General features: G+C 67.2%; 25 protein-coding genes. 16 read left to right on the forward strand and 9 right to left on the reverse strand.

Translation table 11 applies throughout. The features are described 5' to 3' along the window. Positions 1–169: 169 nt before the first annotated feature. The gene (locus tag ACWF9G_RS04305) at positions 170–535 is read right to left on the reverse strand and encodes a hypothetical protein (protein WP_452513578.1); all 366 of its coding nucleotides are present in this window, start codon (positions 533–535) and stop codon (positions 170–172) included. Between the two features lie 88 nt (positions 536–623). Here ACWF9G_RS04305 and ACWF9G_RS04310 point away from each other — a divergent pair, with 88 nt between their 5' ends. From ACWF9G_RS04310 to ACWF9G_RS04325, 4 genes are read left to right on the forward strand one after another with little or no spacing between them, the layout of a single operon-like run. Continuing rightward, the gene (locus ACWF9G_RS04310; protein WP_452513580.1) at positions 624–1151 is read left to right on the forward strand and encodes a DUF3558 domain-containing protein; all 528 of its coding nucleotides are present in this window, start codon (positions 624–626) and stop codon (positions 1149–1151) included. A 10-nt stretch (positions 1152–1161) separates the two neighbouring features. Further along, positions 1162–1536 (forward strand): hypothetical protein, encoded by a 375-nt coding sequence (locus ACWF9G_RS04315; RefSeq protein ID WP_452513581.1) that lies wholly within the window; start codon positions 1162–1164, stop codon positions 1534–1536. A gap of 3 nt (positions 1537–1539) precedes the next feature. Next, a complete protein-coding gene (locus ACWF9G_RS04320) occupies positions 1540–2871 on the forward strand; it encodes a hypothetical protein (RefSeq protein WP_452513583.1) in 1332 nt (443 codons plus the stop codon). A 14-nt stretch (positions 2872–2885) separates the two neighbouring features. Further along, positions 2886–3662, forward strand: coding sequence for an ESX secretion-associated protein EspG (locus ACWF9G_RS04325; RefSeq protein ID WP_452513585.1), 777 nt, complete (start codon positions 2886–2888; stop codon positions 3660–3662). A gap of 12 nt (positions 3663–3674) precedes the next feature. Here the strand turns inward: ACWF9G_RS04325 and ACWF9G_RS04330 are convergent, their stop codons facing one another. Continuing rightward, positions 3675–4163, reverse strand: coding sequence for a hypothetical protein (locus ACWF9G_RS04330; RefSeq protein ID WP_452513587.1), 489 nt, complete (start codon positions 4161–4163; stop codon positions 3675–3677). 134 nt (positions 4164–4297) lie between these two features. Here ACWF9G_RS04330 and ACWF9G_RS04335 point away from each other — a divergent pair, with 134 nt between their 5' ends. Beyond that, positions 4298–4426 carry a hypothetical protein gene (locus ACWF9G_RS04335; RefSeq protein WP_379305472.1) on the forward strand — a complete coding sequence of 43 codons (129 nt, stop codon included), beginning with the start codon at positions 4298–4300 and terminating at the stop codon, positions 4424–4426. A gap of 79 nt (positions 4427–4505) precedes the next feature. Here the strand turns inward: ACWF9G_RS04335 and ACWF9G_RS04340 are convergent, their stop codons facing one another. The 5 genes from ACWF9G_RS04340 to ACWF9G_RS04360 all read right to left on the reverse strand — a co-directional run bounded on the left by ACWF9G_RS04340 (position 4506) and on the right by ACWF9G_RS04360 (position 11615). Further along, positions 4506–5186: a hypothetical protein gene (locus ACWF9G_RS04340; RefSeq protein ID WP_452513590.1), complete on the reverse strand. Its 681-nt coding sequence runs from the start codon at positions 5184–5186 to the stop codon at positions 4506–4508. Between the two features lie 29 nt (positions 5187–5215). After that, entirely contained in the window at positions 5216–5620 is a 405-nt protein-coding gene (locus ACWF9G_RS04345) for a hypothetical protein (RefSeq protein ID WP_452513592.1), read from the reverse strand. Between the two features lie 8 nt (positions 5621–5628). Further along, complete coding sequence (locus ACWF9G_RS04350) at positions 5629–10371, reverse strand: WXG100-like domain-containing protein (RefSeq protein ID WP_452513593.1); 4743 nt, start codon at positions 10369–10371, stop codon at positions 5629–5631. 4 nt (positions 10372–10375) lie between these two features. Continuing rightward, positions 10376–10690 (reverse strand): WXG100 family type VII secretion target, encoded by a 315-nt coding sequence (locus ACWF9G_RS04355; RefSeq protein WP_452513595.1) that lies wholly within the window; start codon positions 10688–10690, stop codon positions 10376–10378. A 214-nt stretch (positions 10691–10904) separates the two neighbouring features. Then, positions 10905–11615: a DUF6882 domain-containing protein gene (locus tag ACWF9G_RS04360; RefSeq protein WP_452513598.1), complete on the reverse strand. Its 711-nt coding sequence runs from the start codon at positions 11613–11615 to the stop codon at positions 10905–10907. 94 nt (positions 11616–11709) lie between these two features. Here ACWF9G_RS04360 and ACWF9G_RS04365 point away from each other — a divergent pair, with 94 nt between their 5' ends. Then, entirely contained in the window at positions 11710–12789 is a 1080-nt protein-coding gene (locus tag ACWF9G_RS04365; RefSeq protein ID WP_452513599.1) for a helix-turn-helix domain-containing protein, read from the forward strand. Then, positions 12770–13612 carry a hypothetical protein gene (locus ACWF9G_RS04370; RefSeq protein ID WP_452513601.1) on the forward strand — a complete coding sequence of 281 codons (843 nt, stop codon included), beginning with the start codon at positions 12770–12772 and terminating at the stop codon, positions 13610–13612. The genes ACWF9G_RS04365 and ACWF9G_RS04370 overlap by 20 nt, the downstream gene beginning before the upstream one ends. A 25-nt stretch (positions 13613–13637) precedes the next feature. On the opposite strand, the gene ACWF9G_RS04375 is transcribed toward ACWF9G_RS04370, so the two are convergent. Then, the gene (locus tag ACWF9G_RS04375) at positions 13638–14627 is read right to left on the reverse strand and encodes an NADP-dependent oxidoreductase (RefSeq protein ID WP_452513603.1); all 990 of its coding nucleotides are present in this window, start codon (positions 14625–14627) and stop codon (positions 13638–13640) included. Positions 14628–14879: 252 nt separating this feature from the next. Here ACWF9G_RS04375 and clpB point away from each other — a divergent pair, with 252 nt between their 5' ends. The 8 genes from clpB (at position 14880) to ACWF9G_RS04415 (ending at position 23764) form a co-directional block, all read left to right on the forward strand. After that, on the forward strand, positions 14880–17453 hold the full coding sequence (clpB, locus tag ACWF9G_RS04380; protein WP_452513605.1) for an ATP-dependent chaperone ClpB: 2574 nt from the start codon (positions 14880–14882) through the stop codon (positions 17451–17453). A 62-nt stretch (positions 17454–17515) separates the two neighbouring features. Continuing rightward, on the forward strand, positions 17516–18298 hold the full coding sequence (locus tag ACWF9G_RS04385; protein WP_379305454.1) for a DUF5666 domain-containing protein: 783 nt from the start codon (positions 17516–17518) through the stop codon (positions 18296–18298). Between the two features lie 68 nt (positions 18299–18366). Then, the gene (locus ACWF9G_RS04390) at positions 18367–19488 is read left to right on the forward strand and encodes a hypothetical protein (protein WP_452513607.1); all 1122 of its coding nucleotides are present in this window, start codon (positions 18367–18369) and stop codon (positions 19486–19488) included. Between the two features lie 44 nt (positions 19489–19532). Next, positions 19533–20291 (forward strand): SDR family NAD(P)-dependent oxidoreductase, encoded by a 759-nt coding sequence (locus ACWF9G_RS04395; RefSeq protein WP_379305540.1) that lies wholly within the window; start codon positions 19533–19535, stop codon positions 20289–20291. Positions 20292–20367: 76 nt separating this feature from the next. Next, the gene (gene pyrE / locus ACWF9G_RS04400) at positions 20368–20931 is read left to right on the forward strand and encodes an orotate phosphoribosyltransferase (protein WP_378853601.1); all 564 of its coding nucleotides are present in this window, start codon (positions 20368–20370) and stop codon (positions 20929–20931) included. 68 nt (positions 20932–20999) lie between these two features. Continuing rightward, complete coding sequence (locus ACWF9G_RS04405; RefSeq protein ID WP_379305450.1) at positions 21000–22058, forward strand: beta-ketoacyl-ACP synthase 3; 1059 nt, start codon at positions 21000–21002, stop codon at positions 22056–22058. Between the two features lies 1 nt (position 22059). After that, positions 22060–22758 carry a lysoplasmalogenase gene (locus ACWF9G_RS04410; RefSeq protein ID WP_452513609.1) on the forward strand — a complete coding sequence of 233 codons (699 nt, stop codon included), beginning with the start codon at positions 22060–22062 and terminating at the stop codon, positions 22756–22758. A gap of 67 nt (positions 22759–22825) precedes the next feature. Further along, positions 22826–23764, forward strand: coding sequence for an alpha/beta fold hydrolase (locus ACWF9G_RS04415; protein WP_452513611.1), 939 nt, complete (start codon positions 22826–22828; stop codon positions 23762–23764). 10 nt (positions 23765–23774) lie between these two features. Here ACWF9G_RS04415 and ACWF9G_RS04420 read toward each other — a convergent pair whose 3' ends face one another. Next, complete coding sequence (locus tag ACWF9G_RS04420; protein ID WP_452513613.1) at positions 23775–24221, reverse strand: hypothetical protein; 447 nt, start codon at positions 24219–24221, stop codon at positions 23775–23777. Between the two features lie 143 nt (positions 24222–24364). Between ACWF9G_RS04420 and ACWF9G_RS04425 the strand changes: the two genes are divergently transcribed. Then, on the forward strand, positions 24365–25048 hold the full coding sequence (locus ACWF9G_RS04425; protein ID WP_452513615.1) for a TrmH family RNA methyltransferase: 684 nt from the start codon (positions 24365–24367) through the stop codon (positions 25046–25048). The last annotated feature ends 22 nt before the right edge of the window (positions 25049–25070 follow it).

Below are 25070 nucleotides of genomic sequence, written 5' to 3' on the forward strand. Positions count from 1 at the left end.
ACCCGTTGGCGAGCAACAATGTCCATACCGCATAACCCCAGGCTGGTGCTCGTCGCCAGCACATAGCTGGCCCATCAAGTTGTTTCCGAGCACTGACAGCCGCCAGGGCAGGTTCTAGACCCACTCGGTTGTGGCGCCTCCCGCCATGGCCGACATCTATCCCTACTGGTCAGCCGACAACCAACCGCACTGCCGCCTGCCGCGCGTCCTCGCCGACCTCCCCGATCTCGAAGTTCTTGCCGACGATGTGCTGGACCAGCACCGGTTCCGGCGGCAGGCCGTACTTGCGCAGGTAGTGCGGGACAGCGCCGGGCCACACGAACACCCCGTCGGTGTGGAAGTTCATCGGCACATCCCGAACCTGCGCGTCGAAGTCGTCGGTGTCGTAGCTGCGTGCGCTCAAAACCACCGGCGCGTGGGCGAGGTAGTCGAGCACGCGCTCGCTGATCCGCGGGTCGATCGCCGGACGATTCACCACCGGTTTGCCCCTGGCGTCGCGCCCGTCGAACGGTGCCGAAAGTCGAAGTTCACTCATGATCGACCAACCTACGCGGCGCCGTCCTCAGCCGCTTTCCCGTGCTAATGTCCCTGGTCAGAGCAGTGTCCGGCGAGAAGGGGTGGGGATGAAACGCGCAGGTACAGCGGTGCTGGTTGCGGGGTTGGCGGTGGCCGGGCTGGCCGGGTGTGCGGCGGGGGAGACGTCGCCCGAGGTGACGACCGCTGCGGCCAAGCCGGCGTTGTGGAATCCGTGTACGGAGATTGCGGATGATGTGTTGCGGGCCGCGGGGGTGGATCCGGGTACAGAGGAGACTGGGGCCGGTGGCGTTCCTCAGTCGGGGTGGGAGATCTGCGGGTGGCGAGGGCCTGACTACTCCCTCACCGTCTACACAACCGATAAGACGGTGGCGTATTTTGAGCAGCGTCCCGGGAATATCAACTTCTCGGATGTCACTATCGCGAATAGGTCGGGACGCCAGTTCAAGGTGCAGGGTGACTCCCGCAACCTGATGTGCGATGTTGTGTTCCCCACTGATCAGGGGGTCGTCCAGCTCGCTGTCGGCAACTCTGCGATCGCGGATGGTCCACTGGCTGACCCATGCGAGCACCTCCAGCTTGCCGGCGCCGTGTTGGTTCCAACCTTTCCGAAATAGGGCGTCGACCATGACGGAAACGACTCCCTACAGCCAGCTGGCCGCACAGGCGAAAGCCGGTGAGGTCTACCTGAACGACGAGTCGGCCGCGTACCACATGTACAAGGCATGCGATGCGCGACTGTCCGACCTCCAAGGCATGCTCACTGTCGCGCAGGTGGTGCAGAACGTCACCGGTTTCGGTGACTTTGACATGGCGAGGACGCTCGAGGCGAAGTTCCGCGCCCAAGCCGTTGGCGAGCCGAACTCGATCTACGAGGTCATTCTCAAGGACATCGAAGCCGTGAAACAACTCCGCGAAGTCTTCTCCATCTCCTTCACCCGCCTCACCGGCCAGGACATCGAAACCGCCAACGCCCTCGACTACACCGCAGGCCAGGTGTAACCCATGACCAACCCCACCTCACACCTCGCAGGTGTCGACTTCCTCTCCACCTGGAAGCGCCAGATCGGCGACCTGATCACCGGCAACGGTGAGGCCGAAGCTCCCGACGCCGCCGAGGTCCAGAACAAGTTCAACGACCAGCGCGCGACGGTTCGCCAGAATGCCAAAGATCTCGGTTTCGACGGTGAGTACCGCCCCAAGACGGTGAACGGCACCGATGAGTTCGACAAGCCGGATCTCGCCACTCTGCGGGCAAAGGTCGACCAGATCAATCTCGAAGCCGTGACGAACCTGGTCGACGCGTGGAAGGAGATAGCGACCCGCAACACCACCTCGCTGGACGAGTTCCGCAAGCAGATCACCCGCGGCATGTCTCCCGACGTCTGGTCCGGTGCGGCGGCGACCGCGGCCGCGCAAACCGTTGCGGCGTATGACAACACCGGTAAGCGGGTCACCACAGCGGCGGCCCTCACCAGCAATAAACTCGACGAACTCCGCACCGGATTGGAGCCGACCAAGAATCTCGTGCCGTACCCGCCCGAGCATCGCAGCGGAGGCGACAATCTGCACAGTTTCCTGGCGGGCCGTGGCTGGCGCAATGACGATGTGGCGCAACGGAATGCGAAGGCCGAGGCCGTTCGGGTACTCGAGTCCGTCTACGCCCCGGTGGTCCACGAATCCGACACCGACGTTCCGGTCATCCCCATCCCGAAGGCCATCGACAACAGCGGCGACCCCGGAAATCCGGGCGGCACAAGGCAACCCGATTCAGGGAACCCGTCATCCGGCACGCCCGACACGACGCAGCCGTCGTCGGCGGACCCCGGAACCACCCCGGAGCCTACTGACGAAACACCCGACACAGCGACTGACGACGACTCGCCCGACACCGCGACGTCAGACGACGACTCGTCGTCCCCCGAATCGACGAACCCGCAATCGACGAACCCGCAATCGACCGACCCCATGGCGACAACACCTTCCGGCGTCAACCCCGCCGGCGCCGGGAGCCCGTCCGGAAGTCCGGGCGGCGGGGGAAGTCCCGGCGGTGGCTCCCCCGGCGCGGGCGCTCCGTCCCCCGGCGGAGCGGTCCCCGGGTCACCATCGACCGCGGGCAACCCGTCGGGCGTGGCGCGGGTGGGTGGTTCGACCGCGGGCGCGGCAGGTCGCGCCGGGATGCCGGGCATGATGTCGCCCGGCGCGCGGGGTGGGGGCAAGGACGACGAGTCCACGAAAGGCATTCCCGACTATCTCGTCACGCAGGAACACGGTGACGAACTCACCGGCCTGGACGACATGCCCAAATCGGTCCCGCCCGTCATCGGCGCGGATTAGTCGTTGGTTTTCTGATGGAGCAGAGTAGATCTTCCGTGCACACCTGGCATCTCACCGCATTAGAGTTCCGCACGCTGTGGGAAGCGACGGGCCGCGACGTCCTCCCGTACCCCCTGCACCATCGCCACACGACCGATTTCCGCGCTGATACCGATCGGCTCCGCCGCAAGGCCGCCGAGTCACTGCAAGCCCAGTTCGACACCAATCTCGACTACGCCGTCGCGGCTCTGCTGGCCCCGCACGCACGCGTCGAGGTCGCCGGATCCTGCCGTGGCACAAGAACTATCCGCGCATACGGCGGCACCCGCGACAACTACGCCGCGCTGGCCGTGCAAGCCCCCGGAGACGAGGCGAACGCGGGCGATATCACCCTCCACCTCCTCGCCACCGAAACACTCGCCGCCGCAGTTCTTTCCACGCTTCCCAAGGTCGCCCCCGGAAACGGCCGCGAAATCAAAGTCACCGCAGCAGAACTCGCGGCTCCCCGCCCGCACGTCCGCGACCCGTGGAACCCCACCCCCCGGGAACAACTCGAAACCTTCCTCGCCAAACCCACCGACACCCTCACCCACATCGGCGTCTATGCCCACGGCAGCGTCGACAACCGCCACACCGAAGGCCGCGACGACTTCCAGCTCCACGACCTCACCGGCGACGGCCGCTACGTCTTCTACGGCGAAACCACCTTCATAGCCAAACCCACCACCCCCACCCGCCTCCAGGCCACCCTCACCTCAATCCTCACCACCACCGCAACCAAGGCCCGTGCAGGCGCCTACCGCCCCCACTGACCACAGCGGTGTTCAGCTCGCCAGAGCCGACAGCTCACCGGCCTCGCCACCCATCAGCCGCCTGGCCCGCACCAAATGATCTGCGGCCGCGATGATTCGGTCGTAGTACGTGGTGGTGTCCGGGATCCCGTAATGCTCGGCGAACCATCGAGCGACTTCGGTCCACGAGTACAGGGAATAGCCATCGCCGCTCATCGGTGTGGGGAAGCCCCCTGGGCCGCGGTCCCCGTTGGCAAGTCGGCGGACCGCCTCGTAGGTCCGTGCAGTTCTCGCCGCGATCGTCTTCAGGGTGACCAGGTTCTCGGTTCGCACACCAACGACGGCAAATCCGGCCGCCTCGGTCTGCCCGACGGCACTGATGATGGCGGACGCCAACGAGTCGGCATCGCGATGTACATGCAGTACCGGGGTCGTGCGTGGTCCGAACTCCGGCGTCGAGTCGTCGAGCCCCGCTTCATACAGCGAGTCGAGCTCCTTGTCAGTCGGCGTGTGATCGAGCACCAGCGTGAACTCGTGGTGACTCATCGCGACTCCTTCGTATCGGTGTGCTGCCGCGCGAACCGTCGAATCGCATCGGCATTGTCCTCGGGTACACGTGGGGTCGACCAGATGGCGATTGTGTCACCGGTCGCCCGGTGGCGAACGACACCCCACCGGTGTCCACGGTGCATTTCCTCGACCTCGAAGTGGCCGAGGTCGAGCTCAGCGAGTGCCGCATTGATTGCCTTCTTCGGGTGCCGCCCCCTGCTGACCATGTGGTGTGACTATACACCATTGCTGGTGTGTAGTCACACCGGCTGGGTGGCCCTCGGCTGCGCTACTCGAACCGTCACCTTCTTGCAGTCAGGCGCGATCGGCTCCGGCGCCCGTCGAGTGTGGTGAGGAGCCCCCAGCGATTCCGGGTAGTGGGATCGGGCGGCCATCTCGGCGGGCCCGTCCGACTTCTAACACTGCCATCGTTACGGTCAGGTCCCAGCCGTCAGGGTCTGGCATCCTCCCGTGCCCGTCCTCGACCACCAATGCATCCGACGAGACAACCGTCAGGACGTCGCGGAGGAATTCGCTGACAGAACCCCACACCGCTTCACGATCGGAGTCTTCGTCCAGGTTGCAGTAGGCGACCTGCCCGATATGGCCGGTGGCGCCAGGATGGGAATCGACCACGATCGCCAAGTCGGCTGTTGCCACCAGCGGACACCATGCGCGGTCCCACCACACCTTTCGCACCGCGCAATCGGTCGTGCCGTCCAGTTCCGCGTATGGCACTCCGGGACCGCTGGACTCGGCTTCATTCGCACGGGCGGCGCACATCTGGCCGGCTGAGTCTGCCCCTTCCAGACACATCCCGAGAATATCGCGACCACCGAGCGCTGACCACAGGTCGGTGACCTCTGCCGGAGCCAATTCTCCGGTCAGTTCCTCATACCGGTTCGGACTTTCGAAACCCCTCCGCATGACCGGCTCGGAACCCCTCGCCGCCAATGCATCCCAGATGCGCTGTGCCGAGGTTGCGACGTCAATCATCGATCTTCCCGTACCAATCTCTATGCAGGTCAGAGATCCTGCGGCCGGAGGTTCTCCACCAACTCTTCTGGTGTCAGTCCGCTGAAGACCTGGTTCGCCCACTTGATGGCTTCGTCGATGTCATAGGAGTACTCGACCCTGAAGTGCCCCGATCGCGCCACAGTGCACTTCAAACCCATGCACTCTTCCCCCTGTGCGGCAAGCAATTTGGTCGAAGCGGTTTGCACACGCCGGTCGATCGCGCGATGGCCGAATAGTCTCACCACGGTCCCCTCGTCGCCGCGATAAGCAACCACTTCCCAGGTACCAACCCCTCGTGAGGGCAAGACCCTTGCCGATACAGCGTGTGTCCAGTCTGGGTACGCGAGGGTGGCAGCTTCTCCTGTCGCCTGTACCAGTTCTGTAGTGAGCTCGGCTTCATCAATATCCGACAAAGATCCTCCTATATATAATCATTTTCGTCATACCGCTTGAAATCCTTCAGCTCGATTCCATAGTCCTTGCGCTTGAAATCGTTGCCACCGCGATTGCTGAAATCGATAGGGAACTCCTGGAAAACCCTTCCGTTGGAATCGGTCATGCTCACCCGTCCGGTCACTGTCTCGGGTGTGACTGCACCAGGCGGATCGGTCTCGAAGAAGACGCGTGTTTCCCGGCCGGGGCCCGAACTCGGCCAACCCGCGATGGCTGTCTCGAGCACTTTGAACTCCTGTTGATTGAACCACCTCTCTTGTGCGAAGAGATTCACCAATCCCCGGTCCAGAGTGGTTCGGTAGCTGGACGCATGCCCGCCATCGTACGTCAACCCACCGCCCGTCGGGTCTACGCCCTCATGACCCGTATTGGTTGCTGCGGTGCTCTCGGCGCTATCGGCTTTGCGCTTGACTTTGTCGGAGCTGGAGAAGTCGTGGCGGATGACACCTTCGGTCGAAACATGCCGGCCGTTGATCGACTCTGTCTGGACCACATTGTCGCCCACTTGGGATCGCGAAACCGATCGAATATTGCCGTCGGCATCAGGCGGATAGATAACATGCTGCTCATGGCGTAGCGCCGTAAATGTTCCCCCAGTCCGCCGTGGATATTCCACTGCGCGTGGGGGATAGTCACGAACAGTTGTGTGGTCCGGGGGGTCTCCGTATATGGAATCGGTGAACGGTACGCCGTTCTCTGTCTCTCCGCGAACCACTCTGGTGGGTTCGCCTTCGGGAGTCGGCAGCGGGTAGTCGTCGGGTCGCAAGGTGCCGCGGATGTTCGCATGGTCGGGATTGTTCGGATCGAACAAGGGTCCGTTCACCACTCGCCGTGGTGGCGTGATTCTGTGGCGGACGGCGTCCCGACCGTCACCGAACGGAATCTGTTCGCCTGGTGGAGTATTTGTGACGGGGACGCTCGGATTGTGGCCCGAAGGGTTGGCGTTGGGCGGCGTCGGTTGGGAGCGATCGACCGCGCTCTCCGCGTCGATGGCATTCGCCGGGGTGGTTCCGGGTGGGGTGGGATCGGTGCCGTGGGGTGTCGTCGGCCGGTCGGGGTGATGTGTTTGCCACTGACCGTCTGGAGGAACTCGGGGGCTGCGGGTGCCGTCGGGGTTGGTTACCGCGCTGGTGCTGAATACATTTCCGTTGCTGTCGGTCCACGCAGCTTGGGTCGGCGCGAGTACTTCGACGCCGAGGTGCTGGGCCAGGCGGTCGGCGAAGCCGTTGGAGGAGGCGTCGCAGCCGATTAGGCGGATGGGGGTTACGCCGTCCCAGCCGGAGCGGCGGAGGAGGTCGCCGTATTGCTCGGGGGTGAGGGTGTGGGGGCCGATTCGGGCTTGGCCGTCGGGGGTGATGTGGGTGTCGGCGGTGAAGCGGGTGGGGTCGGCGGGGACTCGGTGGGGGAGGTCGCCCATGGTGGGGTCGCCGCGGTGGTGGGAGACGCCTGCGGGGGTGTTTTCGGCGAACTGGTTGTGGATGGCGTCGAGGTCGACCGTGGTGTCGGTGTCGGTGTCGGTGTCGGTGTTGGTCTCGGGCGTGGGAGTGGAGTCGGTGGGGGGTGGGGTGGAATCGGTGTGTTGGTCTGCCCAGGACGGGGTGGTGGACCTGGCTAGGTCGGCTCGGGAGATGTCGGCGCCGAGTTGTCTGATGTCGTCGGGGGTCAGAGTTGGGGTCGAGCTCGGTGGTAGGCCGAGGTTGGAGCGGACCGTGTTGGCCAGGTCGGTGAGGGTTGGGTCGGTGTCGGCGTCGATGGTGAGGTCGGCGGTGGTCTGGTCTGTCGTGGGGACGACGTCGACCATGAGCCAGTCGCCGAGGGGGAATTGGCTGCCTTGGTTGAAGGTGTGGTCGGTGGCCAGTTGGGTGCGGTCGGTGATGGTGGCGACCGTGTCGGGTGATGTTGTGGGGGAGCTGGTTACGGCTGCTGTAACGCGGACTACGCGGACCGGTGCGCCGAGGGCGTTCGGGTAGCTGGCGCTCAGGTAGGGGCGGCCGGTGGTGGGGTTTACCTGTAGGGCTTGGTTGTTTTCTGGGGAGAGCGGGCGTAGGGATTCGCGGGCCTGGCGGGCGCGGTTGGCGTTCTCCAGTTGTTGCGGGGTGAGGTTGGTGTTGTGGGTCGGCCGGGTGTCGGTCGGGGTTGTGGGGTCGGTAGGCCGGGCCGGGTTTGTTGCGGGGTTGGATTCTGACGGGGTCGTCGAAGTGGCTGCAGGCGAATTGGTGTCGATGCGTGCAGGCGAGGCTGATCGTTCCGGCTCGGTATCGGCAGTGCTGCTCCCCGGCCGGGAAGTGGCTGGAGTAGGCGTCGTTGCCGGAGTTGATGTCGGTGTGGGGGTGGGGCTCGGCGTGTCTCGTGGCGGTGCACTCGACTGGTTGCCTGTGGACAACTGTGGAGTATTCGTCGTTGCCGGCTGATTCCTCGGCGGCGTGACCGGAGTGGTGCCGATCGGCGGGGTCGATCCAGGGAACGTGGAGGCGGGGTTGGAAGGTATTGCGGCAGTGGTCGGCGGGGGCGCCGTCGTTGTCGGTGCGGTGGGTGTCGTGGCTGTCGGGGACGGAGCAGTTGTTGTCGCGGCCGCGGTGGTGTCTGTGTCGGTCGACGGGTTCTGACGGCTGGGGTCGGCTGGCGTCGGCGTCGTCGGCGTTACGGCCGCAGTCGACGGGTTGCCGGATTGCGGAGTCGTTCCGGGCACCGTGGTCGACGGGTTGGTGCTGGGGTTCGGGGTGGTGGAGGCCGGTTCGGCCGTGTTCGTCGGCTGGTTGACGGGCGCAGTAGATGTGGGGTTGGAAGGCGGAGTCGAATTCGGCTGGGCTGGGGATGAATCAGTCGGCGTGGTGGGTGCGGTCGGCTGCGTGGTCGACGGGGTGTCGGCTGGCGGAAGATCCGGTGATGACGGGCTGGGGGAAGGTGCAGCGGGTGTGCTGGGCTGACCGGTTGAGGTGGGAGAGGGGGATTCGGCTGGTGTCGCGGGGCTGGCAGGCGTGCTGGGGTTGCCGCTGCTGGGGGTCGAGGTAGGCGCGGTCGAGTCGCCATCATTCGGCGCGGCAGGTGCGGTGTTTCCGGCATCGTTGGGCGCGGGCGACGCGGTGTTTCCGCCATCGTTGGGCGCGGGCGACGCGGTATTTCCGGCATCGTTCGGCGCGGGCGACGCGGTATTTCCGCCATCGCTCGGCGTGAAAGGCGCGGCATTTCCGTTGTCGCTCGGTGTGGAGGGGGCCCCGGGGTAACTCGGGTTTGTAGGAGTGGTGTCGCCCTGCGGCGACGGTCCAGGACTCGATTCGGCTGGCGTGGCGGGTGAATCGGTGTTCGGTGCGGGGGTCGAATCACCAGGCGAGGCGGGGGTGCCAGGCTGTGTTCCACTGGGCTCGCTCGGGGAGTTCGGCGTGCCGCTCGGGTTGTCCGGTGCACCGGAATCAGACGGCGAACTCGGAGCCCCGTCGCTGGGTGTGTTGGGGCTGTCGGCTGGGCCGTCATTCGACGGAGTGCCGCTGGCTGGATCGCCGCTTTGTCCCGTCCCGGCGGGATTGGTCGAGGGCGATCCCTCACCCGGTGACGAGGGCGTTCCCGCCCCATCAGGCTGAGTTCCGTTGCCCTCTGCCGCCGACGGCGTCCCTGCGCCGGCCGATGCGGGAGAGGTGGCTCCCGGATCACCCGTCGACGCGGGTGAAGTCGTCTCCGGTGCCGAATCGCCCGGCTCACCAGTGCCCGCCGGTGTCGTGGGCGCGTCGGTATCGCCGGGCACATCATCGCCCAACTCGGGAACAGTCGGCGCGGGCGAGTTCCCGTTTCCACCACTGGATTCCAGCGCGCTCTGCACACCACCGGCACCCGCGCTGGTGAACGTGTCCACCCCGATATCGAGGTTGAAATCCTGCCCCATGAACAGGGATGCCGCTCCGGCGGAGGCGACCTGAGCGGACAGGTCGGCGCCGAGTTCGGTGGCCGCACCGGTCGCGGTTTTCGCGGCGAGCTTGCCCAGCCCGGATGTGATGCCGTCGCCGACACCGTCGAGCTTGCTGCCGAGGCTGCCGCCGACAGCGCCACCGACCGCGCCGCCGAATGTCGCCAATCCCAGGTCGGACCAGCCGAATTCGTCCATCGAACGGTCGCCGTTGGCGACCTGGATGGTGCGCGCGATGCCGTCGATCCCGCCTTCTTCGAGCGCTTCGAACGCCGCTCCGCGCAGTGCCGCTCGGGCCGCCGCCTTGGCGATGCCGCGGGCGATCATGCGGGTGAGCAGCGATTTCATCGCGATGCGCACCGCGACCTGCGCCGCGATCCGTGCGGCGACACCGGCGGCGGCACCGATACCGGTCCACGAGGTCGCCAGTGCGACACCGATTTCCACGGCGGCCACGATCATCGTGCCGATGATGACCGTCTTGGTGTGCTCGATGTCGTTGGCGCCGTCGTCGAGGAGTTCGGCCTGCTTCTCACACCATTTGCGGATCGCGGTGAACGCGGCCTCGTCACCGGCGAGGAGTTTGTCGCGGTAGGTGGCGAGCGCGTCGTGCGTCTCGCCCTCGGACAACGCGGTCAGCGCGGAGTTGAGCGCCTTGGCCGCCTCGTCGTCGACGCTGTTGAGGGTTTGCGCCATGCTGGTCCACGCGTCGGCGGCTCGCCGCATGGCGGTTTCGTCGCCTTCGGGCCAATCACCGGCGCCGAGAATGTATTTCGCTACCCATTGCAGCGAATCGGGGATTTCGATTCCCACGCGGTCAGGTGCCGGTCTGGTTCAGCTGGGCTGCCGTCGCCGTGTCCTGCTCGGACAACTCGGTGGCGATGGTGACCATGTTCGTCCCGAGCTGGGTCATCGACTTCGCCAGATTGGTGACCGAGGTCTTGCCCTTTTCCACACCCGGCGTGTAGTTCTGGGCGAACGCCTGCCCGATCTCGTCACCGCCCCAGCACTCGCCTTCGGCGGCGAGGGCGGCCGCCAGCTTGTCGACCGCGGTGGTGATGGTCGATGCGACAGCGTCGAACGAGGGTTGCGTGCTGCGTAGCGCAGCGGGATCAGCGTTGATCGAACTCACGCCAGCAGCCCCCGGAAAGGCTTCGGCGTCAACGAATCCGACGCCGGTCCCCTCTCGGTACGCGCCACGTCGTTCTCAGCCCACACCGTCGCGGGCAGCTCGTCGATCATCGAAAGTCCCACTCTCGGCACCAATGCTGTCGAGATATTGGACGTTTCGAATCAGACCGCGGATCCCGATTGTGCGCTATGTCTCGTTAGTCGATCGCTCGCTATCAGTGCCCCATCTGCACGTCGATGCTCTTGGTTCGCGCCAGCTCGTCGAAGGTCAGGGGGGCCGTGAAACCTGGTCCGGTGACGGTGGATTGGGTGTAGTCGGGGGACCAGGTGATGGTGAGGCCGCGGTGGTTGGCGTAGGCGTGCAGGGCTCGGCGGTGGTCGTTGAGGGGGAATTCGGTGAGGCCCTGCTGGAGGACTCGGGTGATGCGCGGTGCCGCGGGTGCGGGGAGCTGGAAGAGTGGGTGTTCGATGAGGAATGCGGCGCGGGTGCCGCCGCCCACGGGGCCGTTGTAGGCGGTCCAGACGCCGGAGATCGCTTTGCAAGCATCCATGAAGGTGTTCACCGCGCCCTCGGCCTGGGTCGGGGTGCCGGGTAGGGCAGCGAAGGGGACTTCCACGTTCGCGAGTTCGCTGATGCGGTGGTGGATTCCGAAGTCGCGGGCCGATTGGGCCAGGCCGGTGACGGTCTCCGGGTAGCCGGCCGGATTGCCCCACGACCACAGCCAGGATTGCGGACCGGGGGCGGCCGAGCCGAGCAGGTGGACGGCCGAGCATTCGATCGGCTGCTCACCGGTGAAGGTGAACCGGCCCGCGCGCAGGTCGACGCTCCACGGGCGATCCCCCACCACGTCCATCAGATGCAGTTGATGCTCGAACGAGAACAGGGCCGCATCGTCCAACAGGTTCGCCAGTGTCACTTCAGACATGGTGGCGAGGGTACCGAGGCTGCACCGGCGAACCCCGGTCTGTTCGGGTAATTGATGCGTTCCGTTGTCAACGGAACAGTGATATTATCTGAACATGACTGATCGGCCAGGGGCGATGCCTTCCGAGCGAGACGTGCTAGATGTCGTCGTTCGGTTGCTCCGGGACCGCTTGCCCAGTGCGTGGCAACTGACTGTCACCAAGCCGGAGTCCGACGGTAAGGCCGACTTGAAACTCGGGCTGGAGGCGCCGGACGGCAGGCGGGTGCGACTCGTCGTCGAAGTCCGGCGGTCATTGCTGGGGCGAGATGTCCCTGCCGTGATCACGCGGCTCTCCTCGCAGGCCGATCGTAGGTCTGTTGCTGGTGGTGTTGTTGCCGCCCGGTATCTGTCCGAACCGGTTCGGCGACGGATCGCCGAAGCCGGCCTGTCCTATGTCGACACGACCGGAAATCTGCTGGTACGAAACGATTCCCCCGCTCTGTACCTCTCCGATCGGGGAGCCGATAGTGATCCGTGGAGAGGTCGAGGTCGTCCGAAGGGCGATCTCAAGGGCGCTCCGGCCGCAAAGGTTGTGCGTGCGCTGATCGATACCGAAGGGTCGTGGCGCACACGCGAGTTGGCGGCAGAAGCCGGCGTCTCGATCGGTTCCGTGTATCGGGTGCTGGAGTTCCTCGAATCCGAAGGACTCGCGGTCCGCGCCGAGAACGGGGAGGTCTCGATCCCCGATTGGGTTGCGGTCCTGCGTCGTTGGAGCGACGACTATCAGTTCATTTCCAGCAACGCGGTCACCCGCTGGATCGCTCCCCGCGGTATCCCTGCTCTGCTCGATCGCATGCGCGAAGCTGCTTTCGAGGACTACGCGGTGACTGGTTCGGTGGCCGCCGAGGCGTGGGAACCAACGGCTCCGGTGCGCGCTGCCTCCATCTACACCCCCGATCCTTCCTCAGCTGCCGAAGCCTGGGGTCTCCGCCCCGCCGAGAGCGGTGCCAACGTGCTCCTGGCTCGCCCCAGCTACGACATCGCGTTCACCCGAACCGAAATCGCGCTCAACGGTCTACGCCTGGCGGCGCCGACTCAAGTGGCCGTAGACCTCATGACCGGCCCCGGACGGGCCCCTGCCGAAGCCGAAGAGCTCCTCTCCTGGATGGGAAGAAATGAGAACTCCTGGCGTTGATCGTGCCGACCTGCTCGCCCTTGCCCGCTCGGTCCTGCTCGATGCTCTGGAGGCGCTCGCCGATCACCGCGACGCGGTGATCGTGATCGGTGCTCAGGCGGTTCACCTACGTACCGGGGGTGTCGACGTCGCGCTCGCTGAAGCGACCAAGGACAGCGATGTAGCTCTCGACCCCCGCTGTCTGGCAGATGATCCACGGATCGAAGCAGCTATGACCAGAGCAGGATTTCAGCCGTCCGCGATGCAGCAGCCTGGATCATGGGTGAACGCGGACGGTATTCCGGTCGATCTCATGGTGCCCGAGTTGCTCGCGGGTGGTGGCGGTAGTCAGGCGCGCGGAGCGCGGATCCCGCCACACAGTAGGAAGGCTACGAGGCGCGCCCGCGGACTCGAGGCCGTCATCGTCGACTTCTGTCCGATGGCCGTGCCCGCGATTGATCCCCTCGATCAGAGAGTCATCGTCGCCAACGTCGCTGGTCCCGCTGCGCTATTGGTCGCCAAGATGCATAAGATCTTCGAACGTATCGCCACGCCTGGTCGCCTGAACGACAAGGACGCCCACGACTCATACCGGATCCTGCGTGCTGTCGACACCGAACGGCTCGGTGCCGCGATTCGTGTTCTTCTGGCCGACCCGATCAGCGCCGAGGTCACCAGCGAGGCAATCGGATACCTGGACGACTTGTTCGCCTCAGGACCTCGAGCCCAGGGGGCGCGAATGGCCGGCCGCGCCGAGGAAGGTGTTGGTGAACCGGATCAGGTTGCCGTGTCGGTCGCGTACCTTGCGGACGATCTGGTGAAGGCGGTCGGCAGGAAGTCATGATGTGACGCTCGCTGCCGCTGGCGAATCAGATTGCGAGGACGGTCTTTCCGCGGGCGCTGCCGGCGCCGAGGACGGCGGGGGCGGCTTCCAGGGGGACTGTTGCTTCGACCGGGACCACTACGTCGCCGGAGGCGACTCGGGTGAGCAGGCGGGTCAGTTCTGGTCCGCGGCCTTTGGATTCGAAGTTGCCGCCGGTGATGTCGTGTTCGCTGAGGGCGGGTTCGTCGGCGGCCCAGGTGGTGGAGTAGGCGCGGCCGCCGCGGCGGACGAGGGTGGCGTGGGAGGCGAAATCGGCGGGGCCGCTGATCAGGTCGAAGAGGACGTCGATGCCGTCGGGGTGGGTGAAGCGGACGGCGCCGGTGACGCTGGAGTCGCGGCTGGTGGCCGGGTCAGGGTCGACGACGTCGGGGTCGGCGGGGCGGGTTTTGGTGTAGTCGATCGTTTCGGTGGCGCCGAGGCGGGCGACCTGGTCGGCGGCGTCGCCGCGGGCGGTGGCGATGACGTGGCCACCCGCCATATTGGCCAGCTGGACCAGGAAGGATCCGACGCCGCCGGTCGCGCCGACGATGAGCACCGTCTGGCCGGGCCGGATCTGGGCGGTGTCGACGAGGTCCTGGGCGGTGACGCCGGCGACGGGGAGCGCGGCCGCGGCCACCGAGGTGACGCCGTCGGGGATCGGGACCAGGGTCGCGTCCTCGGGCAGGGTCGCGTACTGGGCCCAGCTGCCGTGGCCCGCCGGCGCGGTGAGGAACTTGCCGACCACCCGGTCGCCGACGGCGAACGAGCGCACGCCTGGCCCGATCGCCGAGATCGTGCCCGCGCCGTCCACGCCGAGAATCATCGGGAAATCGGTGGGCATCTTGCCCTCGAGGATGCCGTCGGCCATCTTCAGGTCGAACGGGTTGACCCCCGCCGCGTCCAGCGCGACCTGCACCTCACCTGGTCCCGGCTCCGGCACCGGCACGTCGGCCAGTTCAGGGGTGGCGCCGAACTTCTGAACCACGATCGCGCGCATATGTCTCCTGTGTCGGTGGACCCGGGTGGTCGTCGAGCGCGCCGCGAAACGGGTTGCGGCAGATCGAGCATCTCGTTGCGCAATCTTAGGTGGGCAGGGCTGCGACGTGCGGTGATTGATCGTCTTCGGTGGTGTCGCGGCGTAGCGTGAACACCGATTCCGGCGTCCATCGGGAAAAGTTGGAGTTGAGCGGAACAGACTCAACTTTGTGCGCGTTGAACCAGTCGATACCGGACACACCCAAGGAGATCTGTGGACTCGTTCAATCCCACCACCAAGACACAGGCGGCGCTGACCGCCGCCCTTCAGGCCGCCTCGGCGGCAGGCAATCCGGAGATCCGTCCGGCGCACTTGCTGGTGGCGTTGCTGGATCAGACCGATGGCATCGCCGCCCCGCTGCTGAAGGCCATCGGAGTCGACCCGGCGACAGTCGAGCGCGAGGCGGGCGACATCGTCGACCGGCTGCCGCGCGCGACCGGGGCGACCACGACACCGCAGCTGGGCCGCGAGGCGCTGGCCGCGCTCACCGCCGCGCAGCGGCTGGCCACCGAGCTCGGCGACGAGTACGTCTCGACCGAGAATCTGCTGGTCGGGCTCGCCGACGGTGACTCCGAGATCGCCAAGTTGCTGCGCAGGCACGGCGCGAGCCCGGAGACGATGCGCGATGCCTTCGCCACGGTGCGCGGCAGCGCGCGGGTCACCAGCCCGGAGCCGGAAGCCACCTACCAGGCGCTGGAGAAGTACTCCACCGACCTCACCGAGTTCGCCCGCGCCGGCAAGCTCGACCCGGTGATCGGCCGCGACACCGAGATCCGCCGGGTCGTGCAGGTGCTCTCGCGCCGCACCAAGAACAACCCGGTGCTCATCGGCGAGCCCGGCGTCGGCAAGACCGCCATCGTCGAGGGCCTGGCGCGCCGCATCATCGAAGGCGACGTGCCGGAATCGTTGCGCGACAAGAAGGTCATCTCGCTGGACCTGGGCGCGATGGTCGCCGGCGCGAAGTATCGCGGTGAGTTCGAGGAGCGGCTCAAGGCCGTGCTCGACGACATCAAGAACAGCGCGGGCGAGATCATCACCTTCATCGACGAGCTGCACACCATCGTCGGCGCGGGCGGCACCGGCGATTCCGCGATGGACGCGGGCAACATGATCAAGCCGCTGCTCGCCCGTGGTGAGTTGCGTCTGGTCGGCGCGACCACGCTCGACGAGTACCGCAAGTACATCGAGAAGGACGCCGCCCTGGAACGCCGGTTCCAGCAGGTCATCGTGGGTGAGCCGTCGGTGGCCGACACCATCGGCATCCTGCGCGGCATCAAGGAACGCTACGAGGTGCACCACGGCGTGCGGATCACCGATTCCGCGCTGGTGGCCGCCGCGACGCTGTCGGACCGCTACATCACCTCCCGGTTCCTGCCCGACAAGGCGATCGACCTGATCGACGAGTCGGCCTCGCGGCTGCGCATGGAAATCGACTCGCGGCCGGTCGAGATCGACGAGGTCGAGCGGGCAGTGCGCCGGCTCGAGATCGAAGAGGTCGCATTGGAGAAGGAGACCGACGAGGCCTCCAAGCAGCGGCTGGAGAAGCTGCGCTCCGAACTCGCCGATGACCGCGAGAAGCTCGGCCACCTCACCACCCGCTGGCAGAACGAGAAGAACGCGATCGACTCGGTGCGCGGACTGAAGGAGCAGCTCGAAACGTTGCGCGGGGAGTCCGAGCGTGCCGAGCGCGACGGTGACCTGGGCAAGGCCGCCGAGCTGCGCTACGGCCGGATCCCCGCGCTGGAGAAGGAGCTCGCTTCGGCCGAGCAGGTCAGCGGTGCGGCGCCGGACGGCGACGTGATGCTGAACGAGGAGGTCACGCCCGACGACATCGCCGACGTGGTCTCGTCGTGGACCGGGGTGCCGGTCGGCCGGATGCTCGAAGGCGAGACCGCGAAGCTGCTGCGGATGGAGACCGAGGTCGCCGGGCGTGTCGTCGGGCAGGAAGAGGCTGTGCGGGCCGTGTCGGACGCGGTGCGGCGAGCGCGGGCCGGGGTCGCCGACCCGAACCGGCCGACGGGGTCGTTCATGTTCGTCGGCCCGACCGGTGTCGGTAAGACGGAGCTGGCGAAGTCGCTGGCGGACTTCCTGTTCGCCGACGAACGCGCCATGGTCCGCATCGATATGAGCGAGTACAGCGAGAAGCACTCGGTGGCTCGCCTGGTCGGTGCTCCGCCCGGCTATATCGGCTACGACCAGGGCGGACAGCTCACCGAGGCGGTGCGAAGGCGTCCGTATTCGGTGGTGCTGTTCGACGAGATCGAGAAGGCGCACCCGGACGTCTTCGACATCCTGCTGCAGGTCCTCGACGAAGGCAGGCTGACCGACAGCCAGGGCCGCACGGTGGACTTCCGTAACACCATCCTCATCCTCACCTCCAACCTCGGTGCCGGTGGCGACAAGGACCAGGTGATGGAGGCGGTGCGGCGGGCGTTCAAGCCGGAGTTCCTCAACCGGCTCGACGACGTGGTGATGTTCCACGCGCTCGACGCCGAGCAGCTGGAATCGATCGTCGACATCAACCTGCGGCAGTTGCAGAAGCGGCTCGCGCAGCGGCGGCTGACGCTCGATGTCACCGACGAGGCCAAGAAGTGGCTGGCGGTGCGCGGCTACGACCCGGCCTACGGCGCGCGGCCGTTGCGCAGGCTGATCCAGCAGGCCATCGGCGACAGCCTGGCCAAGGAACTGCTCTCCGGCGCGGTCACCGACGGCGACACGGTGCGGGTGAGCGTAGACGACGCCACCGACAAGCTGGTCGTCGGACGCGAGGTTGTCCACAGCTCGTGAAATATCCACAGCGCGGTGCGTAGGGACCTCCCAACGCACCGCGCTGTCCTACGCTGGAGCTCATGACGAACCCGAACGATCCGTGGGGGCAACGCCCGGAGGATTCGCCGACCGAACGGCTGGGTTCGCCGGGCATGGATTCGACCAAGCCGTACGGCGGTGGCGGGTTCGACGAGTGGGGGCAGCCGTCGAACCCGACGCAGGCGCTGCCGCCGCACGACGCGCAATGGGGTGCCTACGAAAGTGGTTATCCCGCGGCGCAACCACCACCGCACCAACCGCCCCCCGGCTACGACCAGGGTTATCCAGGCGCACCGCCGCCGGGTTACCCGCCCCGCCCGCAGGACGGTGACCAGGGCGAACCGCCGAGGCGGAACACCGGATTGTGGATCGCGCTCGGCCTCGGCGTCCTCGCGTTGATCGCGGTCGGCGGCGTGCTGGCCGGTCTGGTCGTCAGCGGCGGCGAGTCCGACGACACCACGGCGGCGGCGCCGACGACCACTCAATTCCTGGTGCCGCCGACCGGCAGACAGACGACTCCGGTCGTGCCGCCGACAACGAGCGGCCTGCCCGGCCTGCCCGGTCTCGGCGGTGGCGACGATCTCGGCGCGACGATGGGCAGCATCACCGCCAACACCGGCACCGAGATCACCATGAGCACCCTCGGCGGGTCGACGGTCCGGGTGCTGATCGACGATGCCACCCAGGTGATCTCGCTGACCAGCACGAAGGCGAGCGAGCTGCCCGTCGGCGACATGGTTATGGTGCAGGGCGACAAGAACCCAGACGGGTCGATCCACGCCAAGATCATCATCAGTACGGCGTTACCAAGCGGCCCCCGATGAGCGACCCGCGCGTCGAAAGCCCGGCACTGCCGGGCAATCACGGCGACGGCTGGATAGGCTAGGCGACGATGACGGCTATGTGGTTCGGGTTGGCGGCGATCGCACTCGTTGGTGCGGTCGTACTGCTCTATTTCGATCGGGTCCAGCGACAGCGGACCGGGCACGCGCGCCAGGTCTGGGCGAAGTCCCAGGGCTATACCTACGTCTCGGTCGAGCCGGCGCTCGCCTCGACGTGGCGTCGTGGCGCCCTGGCCAAGCTCGGCTATCTCTCCGCGGTCGACGTGGTCTCCGGCATCCGCAAGGGCGAGAAGTTCGTGCTCTTCGACCTGGAAGACGCGGCGACCCTGGTGGCGGTGCGCCGCCAGATCGGCTCCGAGATCGACGTCGACATGCGGCTCAAGACCGCGTCGCCGCCGAAGGACCACGATCTGGAACTGCTCGGCGCGATCGGCGACCGGGTCGTGTTCGCGACCGATCCCGAGATCGCAAGGCACGCGGTCGATCAGCGGATGGTCGGCTTCATCGAGTCGCTCTCGGACACCGTGCAGATGCTGTGGAGTGAGGGCAACTGGACTCTCGGCATGCTGCCCGTCGGCAGTGGTTCCAAGGACTGGGAGACCGCGATCGACGCGGTGCTTCGCCTGTCCGGCCTGCTGCATGTGCTGCCGCCGGTGGCCGAGCCGAGCGAATACACCCGTCCGCGCAGCAATGCCGACGAGCCGCTGGGCGCGGGCTTCCGCGACGAGTACGACGACGACCGCGAGCCCGCCGAATTCGGGCGTCCCGCCGCCGGTGACAACGACGAGCCGGGCCGCGCCCGCTTCCCGGGACCCGACGACGCCGATCCTGACGACCGCTACGGAGGCGACAAGCCGTACGGCAGCCGTGGCCCGGCCGCCCAAGCCTCCGAACCGGACGACTTCGGCCGTCGCGGACCCGCGGGCCGACCGCAGGCCTACACCGGCGACGACTACGACCCCGACCTCGACGATCCCGACTTCGAAGACCAGCCTGCCCCTGGCCGTCGTCCGCTCGGTGAGCCGCCGAAGCGGCCGTCGCTGGCGGTCGTCCCGGAACCGCGTCCGCGCGCCGATGCTCCCGCATCGCGCGACGAGGACGCCGACTCGGGTCAGCCCGGCGGACCGTTCCACCCCGGTTTCCGTCCGTACCAGGGTCCCGTACCGAAGTGACCGACAGCCCGATTCGCCTGCCCGGCTCGCATCGCCCGGTCGCCATGATTACCGGACCGACGTCCGGCATCGGGCAGGGCTTCGCCCACCGCCTCGCCTCGCTCGGCTACGACCTGGTGCTCGTCGCCAGGAACGAGGAACGTCTGCGCGCACTCGCCGACGAGCTCGGCCGCCGCTACGCCACCTCCACCGAGGTGCTCGTCGCCGACCTCGCCGATGACGACGACCGCGCCCGCGTCGCCGATCGGGCAGCCAAGGGGCTGGAATTCCTGGTCAACAACGCGGGTTTCGCGCATTCGGGGGAGTTCTGGACCCTGGAGCCCGCCGAATTGCAGGCTCAGCTGGATGTCAACGTCACCTCGGTACTACAGCTGACCAGGGCCGCGTTGCCCGCGATGATCGCCGCGGCCACCGGGTCGATCGTGAATGTGGCGAGCGTGGCCGGGCTGATCCCGGGACGGGGGTCGACCTACTCGGCGTCCAAGGCCTACGTCGTATCCTTCTCGGAAGGGTTGGCGGGTGGATTGGCGGGCACCGGTGTCCGCATCCAGGCGCTGTGCCCCGGGTTCGTGCACACCGAGTTCCACGAGCGGGCGGGCATCGAGATGAGCTCGCTGCCCAAGCGGCTGTGGCTCGACGTCGACCAGGTCGTCGACGGGTGTCTGCACGACCTGGACGCGGGCCGCGTGATCAGCGTGCCGGGGGTGCAGTACAAGGTGCTCACCGCGGTGGCGGGCTTCGTCCCACGAACACTGGTGGCCCGCATGAATCGCGGACTCTTCAACGCGCGCGGACGGACCTAGGGCATGAGCGTCGGGCCCGGACGCGGAGCGTAGCGTAACCATAGGCCCGGATCATGACCGAAAGGACACGCAAACGATGATCGACCAGGCACGTCAGGCGCTCACCGAGGCAGATCGCGACCAGCTGGCCGCGCTCGTGCGCGAGCTCGCGGTCGTGCACGGCAAGGTGACGTTGTCCTCGGGCAAGGAGGCCGACTACTACGTCGACCTGCGCCGCGCGACGCTGCATCACCAGGCTGGCCCGCTGATCGGTTCGCTGCTGCGCGAGCTGGTCGCCGACTGGGACTTCGACGCCGTCGGCGGGCTCACCATGGGCGCCGATCCGGTCGCGATGGCGGTGATGCACGCGGCGGGCCGCCCGATCGACGCGTTCGTGGTTCGCAAGGCGGCCAAGGCGCACGGCATGCAGCGTCAGATCGAGGGCCCCGACATCGTCGGCAAGCGTGTGCTGGTCGTCGAGGACACCACCACCACCGGCAATTCGCCGCTCACCGCGGTGCGCGCGCTGCGTGACGCGGGCGCGATCGTGGTCGGCGTCGCTACCGTTGTCGACCGGGAAACCGGTGCTGACCAGGTCATCGCCGCCGAGGGGCTGGAGTATCGATCCATCCTCGGTCTCGATGACCTTGCTCTGAGTTAGCCTGAACAACGGTAACCCTGGATGACGATGTGGTCGTCCGGAAAGTCTGAAGGACGTGTGAGTCACCTGTGGTGAGCATTGCAGTAAACAAGAGTCGTGACAACGTTGCGATGCTCGGGATCGGTGCGTACCGACCGCAGCGCATCGTCAGCAATGCCGAGGTGTGTGAACAACTCGACTCCACGCCCGAGTGGATCTTCGACCGCACGGGGATCCACAACCGCCGCTGGATCAGCGGTGACGAGACGATCCGGTCGATCGCGGTGGCCGCGGGTGACCGCGCGCTGAGGAACACCCCGATCGAGCGCACGAAGATCGGCGCCGTCGTCCTGTGCACGTCGAGCTGGCTCAAGCTCACCCCGCACGGTGCCCCGTCGGTGGCCTCCGATCTCGGCCTCAACGGTGTCGCCGCCTTCGACCTCACCTCCGGCTGCGGTGGCTTCGGCTACGGCCTCGGTGTCGCCGCCGACCTGATCCGGGCCGGTTCGTTCGACTACGTGCTGGTGATCGGCGCGGAGACGATGACCGTCGGCCTGGACAAGGCCGACCGCGGCACCGCGATGATCTTCGGTGACGGCGCCGGCGCTGTCGTCGTCGGTCCGGCCGAGGAGAACGGCATCTCCCCGACGGTGTGGGGCAGCGACGGCGAGAACGCCGAGGCCATCGCCCAGAACATCGACTTCCTCGCGTTCCAGAAGCGCGCCCAGGACATGCAGGGCACCGACCCCGAGGTCGAGCTGGTCGGCCAGATGGCGCTGCGGATGGAGGGCCCGAAGGTCTTCCGCTGGGCCGCGGTGACGCTGCCGCGCGCGCTGTCGGCGGCGCTGGACGCCTCCGGTGTGGCCAAGGAGGACATCGAGGTGTTCATCCCGCACCAGGCCAACGCGCGGATCAACGAGCTGATGAAGAAGAACCTCGGCCTGGCCGAGGGCATCCCGATGGCCAACGACATCGAGAACACCGGCAACACCTCGGCCGCCTCGATCCCGCTGGCGATGGAGGAGATGCTGGTCACCGGCAAGGCGAAGGGTGGTCAGCTGGCGCTGCTGCTCGGCTTCGGCGCCGGTCTTAGCTACGCGGGTCAGGTCGTCACCCTGCCGCCCGCGCCGCAGGAAGCGAGCTTCTGACGTGCGACCGCTGCGCGCCGGCTATCTCGCAGCGGCGGCGGTCACCGTCTTCGGTGCCGTCACCGGCCGCGACCGGCTCCAATGGCTGACCAAGCCGCTGCTGATGCCGCTGCTGGCGGCCGATACCGTCACCAGCGGCGTCGAGCTCGATCCGGCCGAGCGCCGGATCCTGCTCGGTTCGCTGGCCGCGGCCACCGTCGGTGACGTGCTGCTCATCGATCCCGACGACGACCGGCGCCTGATCGCGGGCGCGTCCTCGTTCGCGGTCATGCAGACCGGCTACTCGCTGCTGTGGTGGCGGCGTGGCGCCCGGCCGCGCGCCGCGATCGCCGCACCCCGCCTCGTGGCGTGGGCCGGTGCCGCCGGTCTGCTGCGCGCGAAGGCACCGGTCCTCGCGATCCCGCTCACCGCCTACGGCGCCACCCTCGGCACCGCGGCGACCCTGGCATCGGACCCCGCGCTGTCTCCCGGCGCGACGAACATTGCGGGACTGAACATTCCGAACAGCGACCCACGGAGCCGATTAGGTCTCGGCGCGCTGCTGTTCACGGTCTCGGACGGCCTGATCGTGCTCCGCCGCCTCTTCGCCCGCGACGACCGCACCCGCCGAATCAGCGAGGGCGTCATCCTGGCGACCTACGCGGCCGCCCAGTACCTGCTCACGGACCCCGAGGTGGCCGCGCCAGCGCGTGGTGCCTGATACCCCTGTCACACAGCGCTTACCTGAGTGTTCATCGCGCGCAACACCCGCCGCGCACGCTTCGAAGATGACCGGGCAGGTGCAGTTCATCGAGGTGCACGGCTATCGCCGCGCGTTCCGGATGGCCGGGTCGGGGCCGCCACTGCTGCTCATCCACGGGATCTCCGACAGCTCGGGAACCTGGGCGCCGGTGTTCGACGCGCTGGCCGAGCACTACACCGTGCTCGCGCCCGATCTGCTCGGCCATGGCGAATCGGACAAGCCGCGCGCGGATTACGCCGTGGCGGCCTACGCCAACGGGATGCGCGATCTGCTCAGCGTGCTCGGCATCGAGCGGGTCACCCTGGTGGGGCACTCGCTCGGTGGCGGCGTCGCGATGCAGTTCGCCTACCAGTTCCCCGAGCGGGTGGAACGGCTCGCGCTGGTCTGCCCGGCCGGAATGGGCGCGGGGGTGCACCCCGTGTTCCGGCTGGCGACGCTGCCCGGCGCCGGACCCGGCCTGCTGGCGTTGACCAGCTGGCCGGTGCGCACGTTCGTGCGGGCATCGATCCCGGTCGTGCACGGCCTCGGCGGGCTCGGTCTCGGGCCGGATGCCGACTATGTGCTGCGGCTCTACGGCCAGCTGTCCGACACCGCGGCGCGCAACGCGTTCCTGCGCACCATCCGCGCGGCCGCCGATCGGCGCGGCCAGTCCATCACCATGCTCGACCGCGGCTACCTGGCCGCGCATCTGCCGACGCTGATCGTCGGCGGCACCCGCGACACCGTCATCCCCTCCGGCCACGCCGAACGCGCGCACCGCGCCTTCCCCGGTTCCATGCTGGAAATCTTCGAAGGCGCAGGCCACTTCCCGCACCACTACGACCCGGACCGCTTCGTGAAGCTGATCCGCGCGTTCATCGACAGCACCCAACCGGCCGTCTTCGATCCGCAGCGCTGGCAGCGGACCTTGCGCCGCGGCAAGCCGATCGTCGCCCTGCCCTCCCTGGACGCGGCCCCCGGCTGAGCGGACACAGTCACAGGACGAGGATGATTCGGTCCCGGTCCGTCGGGTCGACGCGGATCGGGATGGTTTCCCCGATGGCTATCCGTGGCTTGTCCACCGGCATCACGTCGACCACGATCTTGCCGTGGTAACTGTCGGACCCGGGCACCGTCAGCTCGACATCGAGTTCGGTGAGCTCACTGGAATGATCGGTGCGGGTCAGCGGCCGCACGCCGTTGATGCGCGCCCAGCCTTCCAGGCCGTGTTTGCGCAGCTGCCGGTCGGCTCTGGTCGGCATCGAGGCGATCGCCATGGCGATGCCCGAGGCGGCGCCGAAGAGCCCGACCATGATGAAGACCTGATAGGGCAGCGTCCCCGGCGGTGTGTGCGGCGCGAGCCAGCCGAGCCACACCGCGAGCGCGACAAGATACATCGCGACGACGCAGGTCAGCGCCTGAACAATGCGCGTGTGCTCCATACCGACAACCACCCGTGAGCCCTACGGTTCCAGGATAGGTCGCGTGTTCGTGTCGTCGGCGGCCTCGCGATCACGATTCGCGCAGGTGTACCCAGCCCCGGCCGGGTCGTCGGCCGGACCGGGCCCCACCTAGCATTCTCGGGGTGAACGAGTCAGTGCCATCGCCCGAGGTCGAGGTCGCGGGTCCGACCGAATGGGGCGAGCATCCGTACGGACTCGGACCGTGGGAGCAGGAATACGGCACCCCCGCCCCCACCGACGACCGCTACGACCCGCAGCTGCTGGCCGAGGGCGACCGGCGCAATGTCGTCGACGCGTACCGGTACTGGACCCGCGAGGCGATCGTCGCCGACATCGACGCCCGCCGCTTCCCCTTCCACGTCGCCATCGAGAACTTCGGCCACGACGCCAATATCGGCACCGTGGTCCGCACCGCCAACGCCTTCGCGGCGGCCGCCGTGCACATCGTCGGCAAACGGCGCTGGAACCGGCGCGGCGCCATGGTCACCGACCGCTACCAGCACCTGATGCACCACGCCGATCTGGCCGAACTGCGCGAGTTCGCCGCAGGCGAGGGGCTGACCGTCGTCGCGGTCGACAATGTGCCCGGCGCGGTCCCGCTGGAGACAGCCCAGTTGCCGCGCGACTGCCTGCTGCTGTTCGGCCAGGAAGGCCCCGGTGTCAGCGATGACGCGAAAGATGCTGCGGCGCTGACTGTTTCGATCGCCCAGTTCGGTTCGACCCGTAGTATCAACGCCGGTGTCGCCGCCGGCATCGCCATGCACGCCTGGATCCGCCAGCACGCCGACCTCTCGCTGGCCTGGTGACCGGTCGGTTCCTGACCGTCCT

Source organism: Nocardia sp. NPDC055029 (assembly GCF_053608525.1).

Excerpts from the sequence above, each read along its gene's own strand:
- ACWF9G_RS04395 (WP_379305540.1), top strand. The coding sequence starts at position 19,533 with ATGATTACCGGACCGACGTCCGGCATCGGGCAGGGCTTCGCCCACCGC.
- ACWF9G_RS04385 (WP_379305454.1), top strand. The coding sequence starts at position 17,516 with ATGACGAACCCGAACGATCCGTGGGGGCAACGCCCGGAGGATTCGCCG.
- ACWF9G_RS04315 (WP_452513581.1), top strand. The coding sequence starts at position 1,162 with ATGACGGAAACGACTCCCTACAGCCAGCTGGCCGCACAGGCGAAAGCC.
- ACWF9G_RS04375 (WP_452513603.1), bottom strand. The coding sequence starts at position 14,627 with ATGCGCGCGATCGTGGTTCAGAAGTTCGGCGCCACCCCTGAACTGGCC.
- ACWF9G_RS04370 (WP_452513601.1), top strand. The coding sequence starts at position 12,770 with ATGAGAACTCCTGGCGTTGATCGTGCCGACCTGCTCGCCCTTGCCCGC.
- ACWF9G_RS04415 (WP_452513611.1), top strand. The coding sequence starts at position 22,826 with ATGACCGGGCAGGTGCAGTTCATCGAGGTGCACGGCTATCGCCGCGCG.
- pyrE (WP_378853601.1), top strand. The coding sequence starts at position 20,368 with ATGATCGACCAGGCACGTCAGGCGCTCACCGAGGCAGATCGCGACCAG.
- ACWF9G_RS04390 (WP_452513607.1), top strand. The coding sequence starts at position 18,367 with ATGACGGCTATGTGGTTCGGGTTGGCGGCGATCGCACTCGTTGGTGCG.
- ACWF9G_RS04365 (WP_452513599.1), top strand. The coding sequence starts at position 11,710 with ATGACTGATCGGCCAGGGGCGATGCCTTCCGAGCGAGACGTGCTAGAT.
- ACWF9G_RS04320 (WP_452513583.1), top strand. The coding sequence starts at position 1,540 with ATGACCAACCCCACCTCACACCTCGCAGGTGTCGACTTCCTCTCCACC.
- ACWF9G_RS04420 (WP_452513613.1), bottom strand. The coding sequence starts at position 24,221 with ATGGAGCACACGCGCATTGTTCAGGCGCTGACCTGCGTCGTCGCGATG.
- ACWF9G_RS04310 (WP_452513580.1), top strand. The coding sequence starts at position 624 with ATGAAACGCGCAGGTACAGCGGTGCTGGTTGCGGGGTTGGCGGTGGCC.
- ACWF9G_RS04360 (WP_452513598.1), bottom strand. The coding sequence starts at position 11,615 with ATGTCTGAAGTGACACTGGCGAACCTGTTGGACGATGCGGCCCTGTTC.
- ACWF9G_RS04325 (WP_452513585.1), top strand. The coding sequence starts at position 2,886 with ATGGAGCAGAGTAGATCTTCCGTGCACACCTGGCATCTCACCGCATTA.
- ACWF9G_RS04305 (WP_452513578.1), bottom strand. The coding sequence starts at position 535 with ATGAGTGAACTTCGACTTTCGGCACCGTTCGACGGGCGCGACGCCAGG.
- ACWF9G_RS04340 (WP_452513590.1), bottom strand. The coding sequence starts at position 5,186 with ATGATTGACGTCGCAACCTCGGCACAGCGCATCTGGGATGCATTGGCG.